This is a genomic window from Polyangium sp. 15x6 (assembly GCF_029960785.1).
Classification (GTDB): Bacteria; Myxococcota_A; Polyangia; order Polyangiales; family Polyangiaceae; genus Polyangium.
The window spans coordinates 48,481-63,815 of record NZ_JASBQE010000071.1 but is presented as its reverse complement, the minus strand read 5'-3'; the positions used below and the strand labels follow the sequence as shown (position 1 = coordinate 63,815).

General features: G+C 69.5%; 14 protein-coding genes and 2 pseudogenes. 8 read left to right on the top strand and 8 right to left on the bottom strand.

The window, feature by feature from the left end; genetic code table 11:
* The first annotated feature begins 330 nt into the window (after positions 1-330).
* Positions 331-1,761 carry a hypothetical protein gene (locus QHF83_RS37075; protein ID WP_282422773.1) on the top strand — a complete coding sequence of 477 codons (1,431 nt, stop codon included), beginning with the start codon at positions 331-333 and terminating at the stop codon, positions 1,759-1,761.
* A gap of 18 nt (positions 1,762-1,779) precedes the next feature.
* On the opposite strand, the gene QHF83_RS37070 is transcribed toward QHF83_RS37075, so the two are convergent.
* The 3 genes and pseudogenes from QHF83_RS37070 to QHF83_RS37060 all read right to left on the bottom strand — a co-directional run.
* Entirely contained in the window at positions 1,780-3,126 is a 1,347-nt protein-coding gene (locus tag QHF83_RS37070; RefSeq protein ID WP_282422772.1) for an MYXO-CTERM sorting domain-containing protein, read from the bottom strand.
* Between the two features lie 651 nt (positions 3,127-3,777).
* Entirely contained in the window at positions 3,778-4,596 is an 819-nt protein-coding gene (locus QHF83_RS37065) for a DUF4261 domain-containing protein (RefSeq protein ID WP_282422771.1), read from the bottom strand.
* Positions 4,597-4,743: 147 nt separating this feature from the next.
* Positions 4,744-4,926 (bottom strand): annotated as a pseudogene (locus tag QHF83_RS37060) (transposase zinc-binding domain-containing protein); the annotation flags it as partial.
* A gap of 485 nt (positions 4,927-5,411) precedes the next feature.
* Here QHF83_RS37060 and QHF83_RS53600 point away from each other — a divergent pair.
* The 4 genes and pseudogenes from QHF83_RS53600 to QHF83_RS37045 all read left to right on the top strand — a co-directional run.
* A pseudogene (locus QHF83_RS53600) lies at positions 5,412-5,522 on the top strand (TetR/AcrR family transcriptional regulator); the annotation flags it as partial.
* Between the two features lie 125 nt (positions 5,523-5,647).
* Positions 5,648-6,373, top strand: coding sequence for a DNA alkylation repair protein (locus tag QHF83_RS37055; RefSeq protein WP_282422770.1), 726 nt, complete (start codon positions 5,648-5,650; stop codon positions 6,371-6,373).
* A gap of 770 nt (positions 6,374-7,143) precedes the next feature.
* Complete coding sequence (locus QHF83_RS37050; RefSeq protein WP_282422769.1) at positions 7,144-7,446, top strand: hypothetical protein; 303 nt, start codon at positions 7,144-7,146, stop codon at positions 7,444-7,446.
* 799 nt (positions 7,447-8,245) lie between these two features.
* On the top strand, positions 8,246-8,455 hold the full coding sequence (locus QHF83_RS37045) for a hypothetical protein (RefSeq protein WP_282422768.1): 210 nt from the start codon (positions 8,246-8,248) through the stop codon (positions 8,453-8,455).
* Here QHF83_RS37045 and QHF83_RS37040 read toward each other — a convergent pair.
* Complete coding sequence (locus QHF83_RS37040) at positions 8,452-8,895, bottom strand: hypothetical protein (protein ID WP_282422767.1); 444 nt, start codon at positions 8,893-8,895, stop codon at positions 8,452-8,454. The genes QHF83_RS37045 and QHF83_RS37040 overlap by 4 nt on opposite strands.
* 124 nt (positions 8,896-9,019) lie before the next feature.
* On the opposite strand from QHF83_RS37040, the gene QHF83_RS37035 reads away from it, so the two are divergent.
* Entirely contained in the window at positions 9,020-9,826 is an 807-nt protein-coding gene (locus QHF83_RS37035; RefSeq protein WP_282422766.1) for a hypothetical protein, read from the top strand.
* Between the two features lie 54 nt (positions 9,827-9,880).
* Positions 9,881-10,066: a hypothetical protein gene (locus QHF83_RS37030; protein WP_282422765.1), complete on the top strand. Its 186-nt coding sequence runs from the start codon at positions 9,881-9,883 to the stop codon at positions 10,064-10,066.
* Here QHF83_RS37030 and QHF83_RS37025 read toward each other — a convergent pair.
* Together QHF83_RS37025 and QHF83_RS37020 are read right to left on the bottom strand one after the other, a co-directional pair.
* Positions 10,063-11,112, bottom strand: a complete 1,050-nt coding sequence (locus QHF83_RS37025) for an SUMF1/EgtB/PvdO family nonheme iron enzyme (protein WP_282422764.1) — start codon at positions 11,110-11,112, stop codon at positions 10,063-10,065. The two genes, QHF83_RS37030 and QHF83_RS37025, sit on opposite strands and share 4 nt — an antisense overlap.
* Positions 11,113-11,158: 46 nt before the next feature.
* Positions 11,159-12,781, bottom strand: a complete 1,623-nt coding sequence (locus QHF83_RS37020) for an FHA domain-containing protein (protein WP_282422763.1) — start codon at positions 12,779-12,781, stop codon at positions 11,159-11,161.
* A 330-nt stretch (positions 12,782-13,111) separates the two neighbouring features.
* On the opposite strand from QHF83_RS37020, the gene QHF83_RS37015 reads away from it, so the two are divergent.
* Positions 13,112-14,086, top strand: coding sequence for an NYN domain-containing protein (locus QHF83_RS37015; RefSeq protein ID WP_282422762.1), 975 nt, complete (start codon positions 13,112-13,114; stop codon positions 14,084-14,086).
* 24 nt (positions 14,087-14,110) lie between these two features.
* On the opposite strand, the gene QHF83_RS37010 is transcribed toward QHF83_RS37015, so the two are convergent.
* Entirely contained in the window at positions 14,111-14,992 is an 882-nt protein-coding gene (locus QHF83_RS37010) for an MBL fold metallo-hydrolase (protein ID WP_282422761.1), read from the bottom strand.
* Between the two features lie 162 nt (positions 14,993-15,154).
* Positions 15,155-15,313, bottom strand: a complete 159-nt coding sequence (locus tag QHF83_RS37005) for a hypothetical protein (protein ID WP_282422760.1) — start codon at positions 15,311-15,313, stop codon at positions 15,155-15,157.
* Positions 15,314-15,335 lie beyond the last annotated feature (22 nt).

Below are 15,335 nucleotides of genomic sequence, written 5' to 3'. Positions count from 1 at the left end.
AGTTTGCGGGAGGAAGGGGCGGCGTTTCCGGCGCGGCGGGGGCGGGTGTATTGGGCGAGGGTTTGGCCGGATGGGACGGGGGTGGCGCTGGCCGGGGGGCGGGTGCGGGTTCTTTCGGGGGATGGGGTGCGGGAGGGTTTGTCGAAGGAGGAGATTTTTGCAGGGGGGCGGGGCGCAGGGTCCGTGGCGGGGATTGGGAGGATCGGGGGGGCGGTGTGGGTGGCGCGGGGGGATGTGGGGCGGGTTTGGCCGACGGGCGGGACGGCTGAGGTTTGGCGGGGTCGGGTCTGGCCGGACGGCGCGGTGATGGTGGGGGGGAAGGCGAAGGGGATGTTGGTGGAGCTGTCCGGGGGGCGGCTGCACGTGGCGGGGCTGTCCGAGGAGGGGAAGGTGGGGGCGCCGGCGCTTTCGAATGGGCGGGCGCGGAGCGCGGCGTCGCCGGTGCGGCCAGGGTTTGCCGCGGTGGAGCGGACCGCGGGCGGGGCGATCGTGGCGGGTGTGGGGGTGGGCTCGGACGAGGAGGTGGTGGCGTTCGTGGTGGACGCGGCAGGGCGGCTCGGGCCGGTGGCGAAGACGTCGCTGAAGGTGCGGGCCGGGGAGCTGGGGGTGCGTTTGTCGGGGCTGCCGGGGGGCGGGGCGATTCTGTCGGATGAGGGGCGGCGGTACGCGGTTTGGCTGGACGAGGAGGGACAGGAGGTCGGGGCGGCGGCCTGGCCGGAAGGGGTGGCGGCGGGGACTTGTCAGGACGGGTCGCCGGGGCCGCGATTTTATCCGTCGATGAAGCCTGGAGGGTTCGCCGAGGTGGAGGCGCTTTCGGCGCCGGGGACGTGCGTGGTCGGGGAGCCGGGGTGGGCGGCGGATGGGTCGCTGCGATGGTTCGGGACGCGCGCCGAGGGGCGAGACGTGGTGCCGGAAGTGGGGCTGGTGCGGGGGCTCGCGGCGGCCGTGGAGCGAGCGAGCGCGGAGGCTCGGGAGGAGGCGGAGGAGGTGAAGGCGACGGCGCCGAGGCCGTGTCCGCCGGAGATGGTGCTCGTGCAGGGGAAGCTCTGCGTGGACCGGTTCGAGGCGACGCTCGTGGACGCGGCGAGCGGGGAGGCGCTCTCGCCGGATTTCCCGGTGACGCCGAATTTGATGGAGATCACGCTGGGGGATTGGTCGACGGGGCGGAGCCGCATGGGCAGCGTGCACGCGCGGGCGATGCCGCTTCCGCTCTTGCCGGGATGGCAGCGGGGGCAGAAGCTCGATGTGATGGCCGTGCCGCGGCGATTGGCTCGGCCGAACGGGTATTTGACGGGGCTCGTGGCGGAGAGCGCCTGCGCGGCGGCCGGGAAGCGGCTGTGCACGCTGCCGGAGTTCGTGCTGGCTTGCCGGGGTCAGGACGATACGCCGTTTCCGTACGGGGATACGTACGTGGAGGGGACGTGCAACGTGTTCCGCGAGGCGCACCCGGCGGCGATTCTGCACGACAATGCGTCGATCGGGCACCTCGATCCCCGGTTGAACCACGTGCGGGCCGGGGATACGCCGCTGTTCCGGAGGACGGGCGCGACGCCGGCGTGCCGGAGCCGCTGGGGGAACGACGCGATTTACGATATGGTCGGGAACCTCGATGAGTGGGTGGACGAGGGGAACGGGGCGTTCGCGGGCGGGTTTTACGCGCGATCGACGCGGTCGGGCTGCGACGCGGTGGTGACGGCCCATCCGCGGAGTTACCTCGATTATTCGACGGGGGTGCGGTGCTGCAAGGACGCGGAGCCCTGAAGGCGCCGGGATCGGGCGTCAGACCGGCAGGGGAGCAACGCCCCGTCGCCGTCGACGCACGACGAGCGAGGCGCCGAACGCGACGACGAGCACGGCGCCCGCCGAGGACGACGCCCCGGCCACCGCGCACCCGCTGCTCGTCTCCGTCGGTGTCGTGGTCCCGCCGCCCGGTCCGGGGTCCTCGCCCCGCGGGTCGAGACGCGCCGTTCGCACGAACAGCTTCGCGCCGTCGTCGTACGCGAGCGCGTACGAGCCGTCGGACGACGCCGCGAGACGAATATCGAGCGATGGCTGGGTCGTGATCACCGCCGTCTCTCCGCGGGGCGCTCCGTCGGCGTCGAGCGCGACGATCGACGCGCTGCCGCCGTTCGTACGATACGCGAGCGCGATGCTCGTGCCGTTCGTCGCGAGCCGTGGGTCGCGGATCCCCGGCGCCTCCGCGAGATTGTCCAGCGTGCGGATCTTGCCGTCCGCGGCGAGGAACCACCCGTGGATATGCTCGCGGTTTTCTCCGTTCTGGTCGCCGGGCGGGAGGATGTACGACCACGAGACGGCGAGCGCCCCGACGCCGGTGAGCGCCACCGCGATGCGCGCGTAAGTCGCGTCGCGGAAGCCGAGGAACGTCGGCTTCGGATTCGTGTTCGCGTCGTCGAGCGTGGCCAGCGCGACGTTCAGCGTCGGATCCGAATCGTTCAGCTGGAAGCCCGCGACGCACGGAGCGGCCCGACATGCGATGTCGACGAGCGGCGAGCCGGTCGGCCAGAACAACGTGCTCGACTCCCCTGCCTTCGGGATCGCGGCGACGGGACCGTTCGTGCACGAGAGCACGAGGCCGGTGCTCCGCGCCTCGAGCGCGAGCGGGCTGCACTCGACGAGGCCCTGCTCCGCGAGCCCGTATGTTTCGGGGTCCCCCACCGTCCCCGCTTCGTCGACCGCGAACAGACGTGTGCCGACGTTGAGACCATCGAGGTCTCCGACCGCGATGCGATACGCGCCGTCCGCGAAGACCGCGCGCACCGCGTAGAGTCGCGTCTCTCCCGAATAGACGAGGAACCGCGGGACGACGACGCCCTGCTCGGCGTCCACGATCGCGGCGTGGAGATCGCGCACGCCTTCGACCCACGTGACGAGCATCGACGAGCCGTGCACCGCGACCGCGTAGTCGTCGCGACGCTCGTCGAGGAACTCGCCCTGGCCCCCCGGAGGCTCGGATATCGCGGGGAGCGTCGCGCCGACGTCGATCGGCGCGCTCAATTCGATCGGATCGGCCAGCGCGATGGACGCGTGCGTGATGGCGATCGCGGAAAACAGACCCGCGAAAAGCGGGCGGCGAAAATGCGGACCAAGCGTGGAGAAGGCAAGCATGCCTCCTTGGACGCCGCCTCGTGACCCCCATTCACCTCACCGCGGCTGGATGACGGTCGGCGCGCGAACCCCTCCCCGGGTCCGCCTCCCGCGGCACCCGCTGAAATGAGCAAGCGTGCCAGCATATTCGCACATCGACGCGCGCCGCCAGGCCCCCGCGGGCTTATGTTGCCCATGTAGGTGCAGGGAGGTGTGCCATGCGGCTATCGGCACTGCTGTTGGGTACATTCGGCATCCTGGGGTTCTCCTCGTTCTCCTGCGATCGTGGTGACGTGGGGTTGGATCCTGAGGCTCAGGAAGGGAGCCTGTTGGCACAAGAAGAAGGGAGCCTGTCCTCGGACCGCGACGATGACATCGCGAGCGACAAAGGCGCCCTCATCGAAAGAGATGGAGATTCCGAGGTGGAGGCGGCTCTCACGGAGCGGCTCCCCATTCCGGTGAGGCGACCTGACCCCTGCGCCCGCTGGGGCGGCGCCGGGGCGCGGTGCGTTCCCGGCAGCCGGACGAACTGCTCCATATTCATTGTGGTGGGCGGCGGCTGCGCCTGCCTGCCCATCCCTTGTCCGCGGTCGACGACGCGCTGCCCTGGATCGGTTGCGTGCCCGTGAGCACGCGTCTGCGTGTTCATCCCTGCAAGCCGGTGAGCGACGCTCAGAGCGCGGCGATGTCGAGCACACCGCGGCGCGGGGCAATCATCGCCATCTCGTAACGCCCGATCGCGGCACGCCCGCCTGGCCCGGTGATCGTGTCGCCGTCGCCAACTGGGCACGCGCACGGTACGTGGACTCTCGGCCCCGCCGCGATGTGCTCTACCGCCGTGTCATAGAGGTAGTGGCCGACCTCCTCCAAGTCGAGGTCCTTGAAGTGGACCTGCAGATCGAGCATCCCGAGCGCGCATAATCCGAGCGTATCCATGACGAGCTCGCCGTCCGGCAGCTCGAAGAGCCTCACGTTGATTGCGCGGCGCACGCGATCAGCGCCCGCGAGCTTGGCGAGAAACGCTCCCGGTTCTTCAAACTTGCCGGTCGTGCACCAGTGGATCGCGAGCGGCGGTTGTGCCTCGACGAGGCTCGCGATTGACTCCAAGAGCAGGCGCACTCGATCGGGCGTCGCGAGCATCATCGACGTGAGCTCCCCGAAATCGATCGCGAAGCGGGCGTGGCTGCCGATCGCGGACGCGGCTCGCCAGCCCCACTCCCAGCTCTGCTGGTACTCGCCGACCGCGTAGGGCTCGATCGCTTTGGTGGTGATTCCGGACAACGCGGGGACCGCTCGGCCTTCGATTGTCAGCGTAATCGGACCGTGGACTCCGACCACTCCGTGCCGATCGCGCGGGGACACCCGGGCACCCCACAGCCGCTGCGTCAATCTCTCCTGCAGCGCGACCTCATTGACCTCGCGCTCCTCTGCGTACAGCAGCCGAACGTGATAAGGGGCGCGTCCAGGCTTGCAATCGCTCGTGTCGCTCATCTTGCCTATTCGACCAGCACCCAGGACAAATAAACCAGGATTTCCGCCTCCTCGGGGGCGTAGCACGCATCTCGTGCGGCGGTCAACCGTGTCCTTCCACACCGCGCGGAGACCCACTTCCCGCCCTGAGGTCCCCGTCCTCTATCTTGGGCGCTCGGGCAGGATCCGCTCGGTCAGGTACACCGCGCCGTCGCTCATCCGTCGCCCCAGGCACGAAGGGCAGAACCCGCGTCGCTTGCAGCTGAAACTCACCAATCGCTCGGACCCGCAACCTTCGCACGCCACACGAATGCCCCCATATTCGAGGAGCCCGCACCGGAGAGACGCCTCGACCTCCCGCACAAGGAGCGCGGGGATCGGCGCGGCCGGCGCGAGATCCGGGATGACGACCCGGAACGCTCCTCGGGTCTGCCTCCTGGTCCGACATCGCACCCGGAACCGCTCCTCGGGTCTGCCTCCTGGTACGACATCGCACCCGGAACCGCTCCTCGGGTCTGCCTCCTGGTCCGACATCGCACCCGGAACCGCTCCTCGGGTCTGCCTCCTGGTCCGACATCGCACCCGGAACCGCTCCTCGGGTCTGCCTCCTGGTCCGACATCGCACGCGGAACCGCTCCCCGGGTCTGCCTCCAAGTCCGACCTCGCACCGGAAGCCGTTCCTCAGGTCTGCCCTCGGGTCCCGCACCGGCTCCGATCCTGCTCCTGGGGATGGCGATCATGACCGCTCTCGGGTCCCTCTCCGCTCCTCGGGTTCATCTTCGACGGCTGTCTCGCGCCCGCCCCCGCTCCTCGGGTTTTCCTGTCGGTGCCGCACGGGCCTCGCGATGGCCGGCGGCGCTCCCGAGTTCGCAGCCCTCGACGACGACACCCTGCGCGGGCACCTCCTCGACGTGGGCAGGCGCCTGCTGGACCGGCCCCGGCGCCAGCGCTCAGGCGAAGAGCCGGCTGGAACGAGCGAGCAGCATCGTCGCGAGATCGCGTGTTCTGGTGCCGCAGCTCCCCCTCACACCTCGCCGTGGCTGGCTGCGGGGCGTCCTGTGTAGAATGCCTCATGCGCGAGATCGTGTCCGAGATCGACCAGGCGCTGCGGGCGGCGGGCACGCCCGCGCGCGCGGCGCAGGAGAAGCGTTACCTGAAGAGCGAGCTCGAGCACCTCGGCGCGGGCGTGCCCGCCGTCCGCGCGATCGCGAAGCGGCTCCGGCGCGAGCGCCCCGGGCTCGAGCGCGCGGTGCTCCTGGACGTCGCCAGCGCGCTCTGGGCCGAGCCCGTCCACGAGCGGCGGCTCTGCGCCATCGAGCTTCTGACCCTCTACGTGGACCGCCTCGAGGCCAACGACGCCGCGCTCCTCGAGCGGCTGCTCCGCGAGGCGCGGACCTGGGCGCTCGTCGATCCCATCGCGACCAACGTGGTCGGCGCGCTCGTCACGCACCACCCGAAGCTCGGGCGCACGCTCGACAGGTGGGCCCAGGACGAGAATTTTTGGATCCGCCGCGCGGCGCTGCTGGCGTTGCTCGTGCCGCTGCGATCGGGCGGTGGCGATTTCGAGCGGTTCGGGCGCTATGCCGACGCAATGCTCGAAGAGAAGGAGTTTTTCATACGGAAAGCCATCGGGTGGGTGCTGCGCGAGACCACGAAGAAGACGCCCGAGCGGGTGGTCGGCTGGCTCGGTCCCCGCGCCGCGCGGGCGTCGGGGATCACGATGCGCGAGGCGGTGAAGCATCTGCCGGAGCGAGACCGGCGGGCACTGCTCGCGGCGGGGGCGCGGCGCGGGGCCTGAGCGCCGACCGAGGCAGCAGCAAGGTGGAAGGTTGGCCCGCGACGCGCCAGCGCAAGCCCAAGCGGAGGCGGAGGAGAACGCCGAAGCGGAGCAGAAGCAGAAGCAGAAGCAGAAGAGCAAGGACAAAAGAGGGCCCGCGAAGAAGAAGGAGAGCTGCCGCCGCGGCCTCGGCATCGGCAGAAGAGGACCTGCCGACCGTGGACGACATCAAGGCGGCGGCGTCCGGACCGATCGAGACCTGGACGGATCCGGATGGTAATGTTCATTATTTCGACGACATCTGATCCGACGCGCTGCCCTCGCGCACGGGCCGGCGTCCGTGCGGAAACGGCAGCGAGAGCTGGCCCCTCGGTGCTCTCGGCCTCCTCGGCGGCCCGCGTGGGGAGAGCCCGACTCGAGCCAGTCCCGCCGCGATCGCTTCGGGCGTGAGCGCCACCGCCCGCCAGCGCATCTTGCCCGAGCATTCGGGGCACACCGTCACGTCAATCGCAAACACATGCCGCAAGAGCCACGCCCACGGCTTGCGGCGCATCTTGCCCGCGTCAAAACCCGACGGAGCCTCCATCTGCCCGAACAGCGATAGCTGTTCAATGCCTGGTGTCTTCCACGTCGCAGGGGCTCGAGGGGCGACCGCGGCTCCTCCGGTGTACATCGGTCATCGGCGTCGACCTGGGACCCGATCCTCGACACCACCTCGACGTTGCGCGCAAACACCGGGTTCGCCAACGTGCGCCTCATGCGGTCCCTGAACGACCTCAAAGAGAGGTGAGATGATCGCCATCACCGAACAATGGACCAGCGCCTTGAAGCCCGTCTCCCTCGGCATCGGCGAGCTCCGCCGGATGAGTTCCTCGACGTGCGCTGTTCGCGGTATGGCGGTCCTATGGACGGGGTTCGCGCAGGCCAGACGAGCTGCAGAACTTGTCGAGCAGGTCTTCGTCATGCGAGCTCCACGTGCTGCGGCACCCGGGATCGGCCTCGACATGGGCCATGAATGCGGCGCGGCACGCCTCGACCTCCCTTGGACGACAGAGGGGCAGGACGGGCTCCAATGCCACGATCGGGATCATTGATTCTGCGGGAGACGTAGCGACCTCGCAGTATTGCCGAGCTTTTTGCCGACCGATCTCCTGGCCGGCGTGAAAACACCGGACCTCGCACTCCTTCATCACGTCGCGAACCATGTCGCTCATCGCATCGATGATACCACGCAGCTGGCACGATCCATACACGCTGTACACGTTGACGGAGGGCCCGACAAAGGGATCGAACCGCACGCTGCGAGCGAACGACTCGATCCCGGCGCACGAGTGATGCCTGGAGAACTCCAGACGCAGCCGATGGGTGACCTCCGCATGGCCCAGCTTGTACCACCGCAGCGGGGCTCCCTGGGCACACCTATCGGAAGGAGCTGCGAACAATGGATGCGCCCCCAATGCCACGAGGGTGGCTCCGAGTGCGGCAATGGCGAATATGTTCGATCTCATGGCGATATCCTCACGAGCTCACGGCGCCTTCGCCTCTCGCTCCCCTCTGTATCTTTCATGAAGCCGAACGCCGAGATCGCCAGGAGAGTCGACGATGGGTCGTTCACCCCCTCGGATCACCCCAAGCTTTGCGGACTTTCCCGGCCGGTTTGCGGCGAGACCGCCACTTCAAGGCACCCCGCACGCGCGGCGCGCCTTTCCGCGGCTGCGCCCGGATGTCCCGAAAGGTCCTCCGCGCGTCGACCGCCACGGGCTGCAAAGGTACTGGCCCCTTGACGGGCGAGCATTGATTCGCGTCCCGCTCACCAGCGGACGGTGTACCGGCCGGGCGGGAACAGGCGCTTCGCCGGAATGGACAGATGGGCCCCGATGCGCCGGTTGAGCGGTGGGCCAGTCGCTCGGCACGGTGGATACCGTCGAGCTCGTCCTCGGCGCGCTGGAGCGCACCAAAGCGACGGAGGAGCACGTCGAGCAGATCCGCAAGCCGGTGAGCGACGCCGCGGAGAAGGCGAGGATGAGGCGTTTGGCGAAGCGGAATGCAGGTAGGAAGAAAAAACCCGAAGAGGAAACGAAGACGGGGGGACGACCGCTCTAGCCCGGGATCGAGGCCCTCCGCTTGCCGGCGATCGTCTCGGTCCGGGCCCGCTCGAATTTGGCGCGGTCGGCATAGGCCTTGAGCCTGCCGCCGAGCGCGACGTTCGCGACCGAGACGCCCATCGCCACGAGACGCGACTTCACCAGGATGTGCGCTTCTCCCTGCTTCGGGTGCTCCTGCGCCCAGCGCACGAATTCCTGCCGCACGATGCTGTCGTAGCCCGTGACGTGCTCCCAGTCGTGGAAGACCTCGATGTCGCCCAGCGTGATCGAGGCGAGGCGATCGAACGCGCGCATCACGTGCAGCGCGCAGTCGAGGTCCGCATGCCCGGAGACGCGGGTGAAAAACACGCCGTGCGCGGGGCTCGTCATGAGGAGCTCCCAGGCGTCCGTCTTCCAGGACTCTTTCCATTGCCCACGTTCGGACAGGGCGTCGGCCATGCTCGCCCATGGTGAGCATGAATCTCGGCGGAACGGAAGGGGGATCGAGGCATGGCCCTTCGCGAAGATGTACGTGTAAGCTCGCCCGGCGGGCCCCGTTCTCCCGCCACCGAAAGGATTCCCGATGCGTCGCCTCGCCCCTCTCGCCCTGTGCGCCCTCGCGCTCACCGCCCTCGAGGGCTGCGGCGCCAGCTACACGCCTTCCCGAAACACCCATTTCGAGATGGATCGCGAGGCCGAGATCGACGACGAGGACATCCGCAAGGCCTTCGAAGCCCGGCCCCAGATGCCCGCCGGCGCGATCCGGCTCGCCTATTACACGCTCGACCCGGACGTCGCGGGAGACCTGGAGAAAGTGCTCGGCACACTGCCCGGCGTCACCAGCGTCTATCGAATTCCGTCTTTGCTCGTCACGGGCCAGCGGCGGCTCTCCGAAGGGAATGGGTATCCCTACGAGCCGCCGCGCGAGGTCTCGCTGAAAAAGCTGCGCTTGCTCGCGGCGCGCGCGAACACGGACGTGCTCGTCATCGTGGATCACGGCTATCGAAGTCTCGGCGCCAATCCGCTCATCGCCACGACCGCGCTGCTTTTGCCCGTGCTCTTCGTGCCGTTCATCGATACCGAGGTGAAAGGGTACGTCGAGGCGTTCGTCGTGGATGTGCGCAATGGGTACCTCTACGGCCACCTCTCCGAGGAAGACACGCGCGGCGAGACGTACGCGACGATCTACGCGAAGAGCGCCAAGGAGTACGCCGACGAGCAATGGATCGATCTGCGCATGTCGCTGCAAAAACAGCTCGTGAAGCTGGTCGAGGACGAGCGCGCTCGCAAGCCCGCGCCGAGCACGCCCCCTCCCCCGCCTCCGCCCGGCGCCGCGGTCCCGCTCGCCGCGCCGCCGGCCGCGCCGCCCGGGGCGTCTCCGGTGCCCTGAAATCGTCGATGTTGCCCGATTGACGAGGCAGGCGGGTCTCGTCACATCGGAGGTATGCGACCCGTCGTCCCGAAGACCCTGCTCCTCGCCGCCCTGACGCTCGCCGCCGCCTGCCGCGAGCCTCTGCCCAAGGACAAACCGCCCAGCACGCCCACGGGCCCGATCGCCCCCGCCACGAACGAAGCGCCCGGGGCGGCCACGCCGGACGGCACGGCCGCGCCCGATACCAAGTCGGACTAGCGCTTCTTTTTACGCGGCTTCTTCTCGACCCCGGGCGCGTCCATGCAGCAGCGGAATCCCGTCGAATAGTCGTGGTAGGCCGGCTCGTGGGCGACCGTGGTGAACGAGCAGCCCGGGCCGTGCTCCAGGGTGGTGCTGAAAAACCCGCCCATGAAGATGCCATTTCCCACTTTCCAGGGCTGCTTCTTCCGCTCGACCTCGTCCCGCGCGAGGACGTCCTCGATATCGGAGTCGACGGCGTCGCTCACCCACTCGTGCAGGTTGCCGACCATGTCGAAGACGCCCTCGTCGCTGCCGCAGGTCGCATACTCGCCCGATTTCGCGAGGAAGCCGGGCTCGCGGTCGAGCCTCGGGTCGTTGAAGACCTCGTACGTCCAGGCGCCGCGGCTCCGGCCGTAAAACTTCTCGAGGAGGTGGAGCTTGCCGGTATTGCAAGCGCCGCGCTGGCCCTTGTTGCCGTATGGATACCGATAGCCCATGCGGCCCTTGCAAGCGCGTGTCCATTCGGCGCGGCTGCACAGGCGTTTGCCCGCGTGCGCGCAAGCCTCGGCGGCCTCGACGCGGCTGATGTAGGCCTGCGGGTAGGCGTCGGGCGCGCTCATGGCGAGGTAAAACGTGCCCTTCTCGGGGCGATCGTAATGGGGCCAGGGCGTCACGACGCCGTCCGCCGTCTTCGTGGCGAGGTGCGCCTCCCAGCGGTCGACGCAGTAGCGGCCGATCTTGATCGTCTCGGGAGGACAACCCGGCGGGGATCCGCCATCGACCTCCGCATCCGCGCCCGCGTCCGCAATCGCCGCCGTGGCTGCGTCTGCTTCCGCATCCGCGCCCGCGTCCGCGTCCGTCCCCGCGTCCGCCTCCGTCCCCGCCTCCGCGACCGTCTCCGCGACCACGGGCATCGTGGACGCCACGGGAGCGGCCTCCGTGGTGCTCGGCACGGCCTGTCCGCCGGTGGGTTTGTCCTCGAAGGAGGTGCACGCGGCGAAGGTGCACGCGGCGGTCAGCGTGAGAGCGGCGATGAAGAAGGCGGGGCGAGAATCGAGGCGCATGGGAAGCAAAAGCCGGAAACGCTCGAGGCCCCGGCGGGCCTTTCCACTATCGTTCTTCTTCGTATTTGAGCTCGACGTCCCCGACCCCGATCACGTCCCCGGGCTTGAGCGCCGCCGGCGCCGTGATCTTCTTGCCATTGACGAACGTGCCGCTGCCGCCGCCGAGGTCGGTCAGCCAGAATCTGCCGTCCTGCCCCACGATCGAGCAATGCTCGCGCGAGACGTCCTTGCCCTCGAGGCGGATCTGCGCTTGGTTCGTCTGGCCAATCGTGTTCGTGGTGCCTTCGAGGCGATACCCGTCTTTCGGGCCATTGCCTTGCACGACGAGCAGGCGGGCGCGGGGGAGGTTTCCCGCGACGGTGGCCATGGCGCGGCGGCTGAGCGGGCCCGCCAGGCTCGCGCCCGCGCGGCGGGAAGCCGCCGCGGCGCGGCCCGCCTGGGCCTTGCGGAAGAGGCGATACGCCGCAGGGTTCGGCTTCTTCGCGAGGACCTCCGCCTCCTCGGCGAGCTGCGCGATCGTCTCGCCGAGCGGCGTGCCGTCCTCTGCCTCCAGGTCGGCTTCGGCGCGCATGCCGTCCACGGCGCGCCGGAGCAGCGCCGCCGCCAGCTCGAACGAGCTCTGATCGGCGAGCGCACGCGCCGCGCTGCGCGCCTCCTCGGCGAGCGCGACGAGCACCCGCGCGCGCGCCGAAGGGTCGCGCTCGGGCTCCCCGGCCTGCACGTCGATGCCGATCGCGCGCTCGAGGACGTGCACGTCCGCCGCGCCCGGGCGGCGATGCGCGAGGCGCGCGCGCACGACGTCGAAGGCCCCGCTCGCCGAGGCGCCGGGCTCGATCGCGACCTCGACGATCAGCGACGCGTGTTCGCCCGGCTGGAGGTCCGGCAGCTCCACGCGCGCCGCGCCCATGGTCTTGCGCACGCGCACGTCGCCCGCGATGCGGATGATGTCGACGCCGCGCGCAGGCGAGATGTCGACCGACACGCCCTCGGCGACCGCGTCGCCCGTCGCGCCCACGGCGAGCGCGAGCTCGGTCGCGCAGAGCGCCGGATCACGCACGTAATAATACTGGCCGCCGCCCGCGACCGCGATGCGCCGCAGGATGTCCTCGTTGTGCTCTTCGCCGTAGCCGAGCGTGGAGACCGTCGCATCCTCGCGGAACGAGGCGGCGATCTCGGCGAGCGCCTCGGGGCGACGATCCCCGAGCGTCGGATCGCCGTCGCTGAGCAGGAGGATGCCACGTCGCTCCGCGGGCACGCGCGGACCGAGCGCGCTGCGGCTCGTGCGCAGGCCGCTCTCCATGTCGGTGCCGCCCTCGGGATCGATGCGCCGCAAGCTGCCCGCGAGCCTTCGCCGCGCGGGCGCGTCGAGCTGCTCGAGCTCCGCGACGACCTCCGCGCCTTCGGAGAACGACACGATCCCCACGCGATCGGTGGGATCGAGCAGCTCCACCATCCGCTCGAGCGAGCGCACGACTTGCTCCATCGGCTGACCCCACATCGACGCGGAGACATCGATCGCGAACACCAGCGCGAGGGGCGGCCGCTCGTGCCGTTCGTCCTCGGGGAGCGCGGCCGAAACCTCGATGACGAGGTGCGCGCGCTGCGTGGTGCCCGGAGGGACACTCCGGACATCGAGCGCGAGCGAAAGATCGAGGGCAGGACCGGGCATGCGCCCCCAAGAATACCCAGCAGAGGCAAGAGCGCGAGTCGAGATCGTTTGGGGGCTGCCAAAGACACGCAAGCGGGACGGAGCGCCGCGCCGTCGGGCGAGGGTACGGCCGACCATAACACTGCGATGGCGGCGAAAGCGTGAGCGAGCCCGGTGGGCGGGCGTCCTGCATCACGCAAACCGTTTTTTTCGGCCGAGAAAGCGGGTTGACCGGACGCGGAACCTCGGATTAAGACACCCCGCCCCCGCGATCGGGTGATGAGATCGATCAATGGTGGTGATCGGCATCTCGGAGGGGCGCCGGTTTTCTTTGTTTCGAGCGGCGGTGTGATGCGCGTCTGTATTTTCTTCGACGGCAAGAATTTCCACTCCGGTTGGCGCGACGAGGCGGGAGGCCGGAGGCTCGCGTTTCCCAGGCTCTCGCGCTGGCTCGTCGAGCGGGTGGGCGGATCGCTGCTTTGGGGCGCCTATTACTATACCGGCATCGAGATCGGCTCGGCCGCAGTGACCGAAGGGCAGAAGAAGCTCGCGGGCTTCCTCGACATGCTCGAAGTGCAGCCCGGCTTTTTCGTGAAGCGTTTCCCCCGCAAAACGACGATGTTCCAGTGTGCGGCCTGCGGAGCCGAGAACCGGTATACACAGGAAAAAGAGGTCGACACCTCGATGGTCGCGGACATGCTCCGCCTCGCGGCCGTCAACGCGTTCGACGTGCTCGTCCTCGTCTCGGGCGACTCCGATCACGCGCCGGCCGTGGAAGGCGTGCGGCAGCTCGGCCGCCAGGCCTACGTGTCGACGTGGGGGCGCGCGGGGCTGTCGACGCGGCTGCGCAAGGCGGCGTTCGATCACATCGATCTGCTCGAAGGGATCTCGTTTTTCGAGGATACCGAGGGCTCCGGCGCGCCCGCGCCGCCCGGGCCCGAGCCGCGCTGGGCGAGCGAGGACATTCCCCCCGCCGTGCCCACGCCGCCCGCAGGGTCGGCGCTCCGCGAACCGACGCCCCGCGAACCGACGCACGACGAGTGCGAAGACGCGCACGATGCCGACCCGGACGCGCCCGAAGCAGCGCCGCCCTCGTACGAGCCGTCGGAGGACGAGTCGGTGTTCATCGAGGAGCTACGCGCCGCCGAGCGCAGGCTGCGCAACGGCTACGTCGGGGCGAACTACTTCGTGACGCGCTGGCAGTCGAACCGGCTCGATCCGTCGCCCGACGCGCGCCGCCGCATGCTCGAGCACCTCGTGACGTCGCGGCTCATCGAGGTCTATCACGCGCCCGACGGAAACGCGGCGATCCGGGCCCGCGAGTAGGCCTTTTCAAGTCAAAGTTTCAGGTCAAAGGAAGAGGTCGCCGAGCAGCGGGAGCGCGCCCACGCGTACGTCCTTCGACGCGCGCGTGAGCCGCTCGGCGAGCGAGCCCATGCCGACGGCCGGCAGGACGCGCACGGGCTCGTGCAGCGGACGGAAGAAATCGTCCCAGTGCGAGAGGAGCACGGCCTCGGGCGAGACCGCGCGCATCACGCGCTCGGGCAGGTCGACGCCGCTGCGCCAGCCCGCCACGCAAAGCAGGAGCAGGTCGACGTGCCGCGGCGCGGGCTCGTCGGGCAAGAGCTCGGCGCTGCCGAGGTGCACGATCGTGCGGCCCGCGGCCTCGATTTCCACGCGGAAGACGGCCCCGCAGCGGTAGCCCTCGGCGCGGACGGGGACGGCGTCGCAGTCGTCGATGTCGCCCGGGAACGGCACGCGGCCGAGGGCGAAGCGCGAGTGCGCGCTCGGGACGAAGCGCAGGCGGAACGGGCCGACCTCGCGGACGATCGGGGTTTGTCCGGGCTCGCGCTCGACCACCTCGACGCGGGCCTCGGGCACGCCCGCGGCGCGGCAGAGCGCGGCCGCGGAGCGGGAGCCGAAGACGCGCGCGCCGGTGCGCTTGGCGATGGCGGGTACGTCGAGGGCGTGGTCGAAGTGCGTGTGGCCGACGATCACCGCGTCCGCGCGACCGATGTAGCGCCCGATCGCGCCGAGGTCCGGGGCGAGCGGGGAGGTGATGCATCGGGTGAGCGAGGCGCGCGTGACGTAGGGATCGAGCAGGAGGACGTGGCCCTCGCAGGTGATCTCGAAGCCCGCCGTGCCGAGCCAGCGGACGGTCACGGGGGAACGGCCGGGCGGGCCCTTCGGGGCGAGGTCATCCGGTCGGAAAAACAGGCTTTCGGGGCGCACGGGCGCGGGTATAGAGCATCGACCCGGTCGATGCTCGGAAGATCGCAAAGCGATCTTCCCTCGGGGGGTGAATCGGCCGGGCTTTGCCTGGCCGAGAGGGGGACGCGAGGCGTCCCCCTCGGGACAAGAGATGTGACGCGCTGCGCGGGGAATGGTTTTCCCTCAACGCCGGCCGATCGGGCGGAAGAGAAGGCCCGTCACGGCGAAGGCGATGGCGATGACGAGCAGGACGTGGATCCACGGGCCCGCTTCGTAGACGCCCGTCGCGGCGAGCAGCCAGGCGAGGAAGGCGCCGATGGTGAGTCCCCAGAAGACCAGCATCGCCCGGACCCGTTGCGAAGGG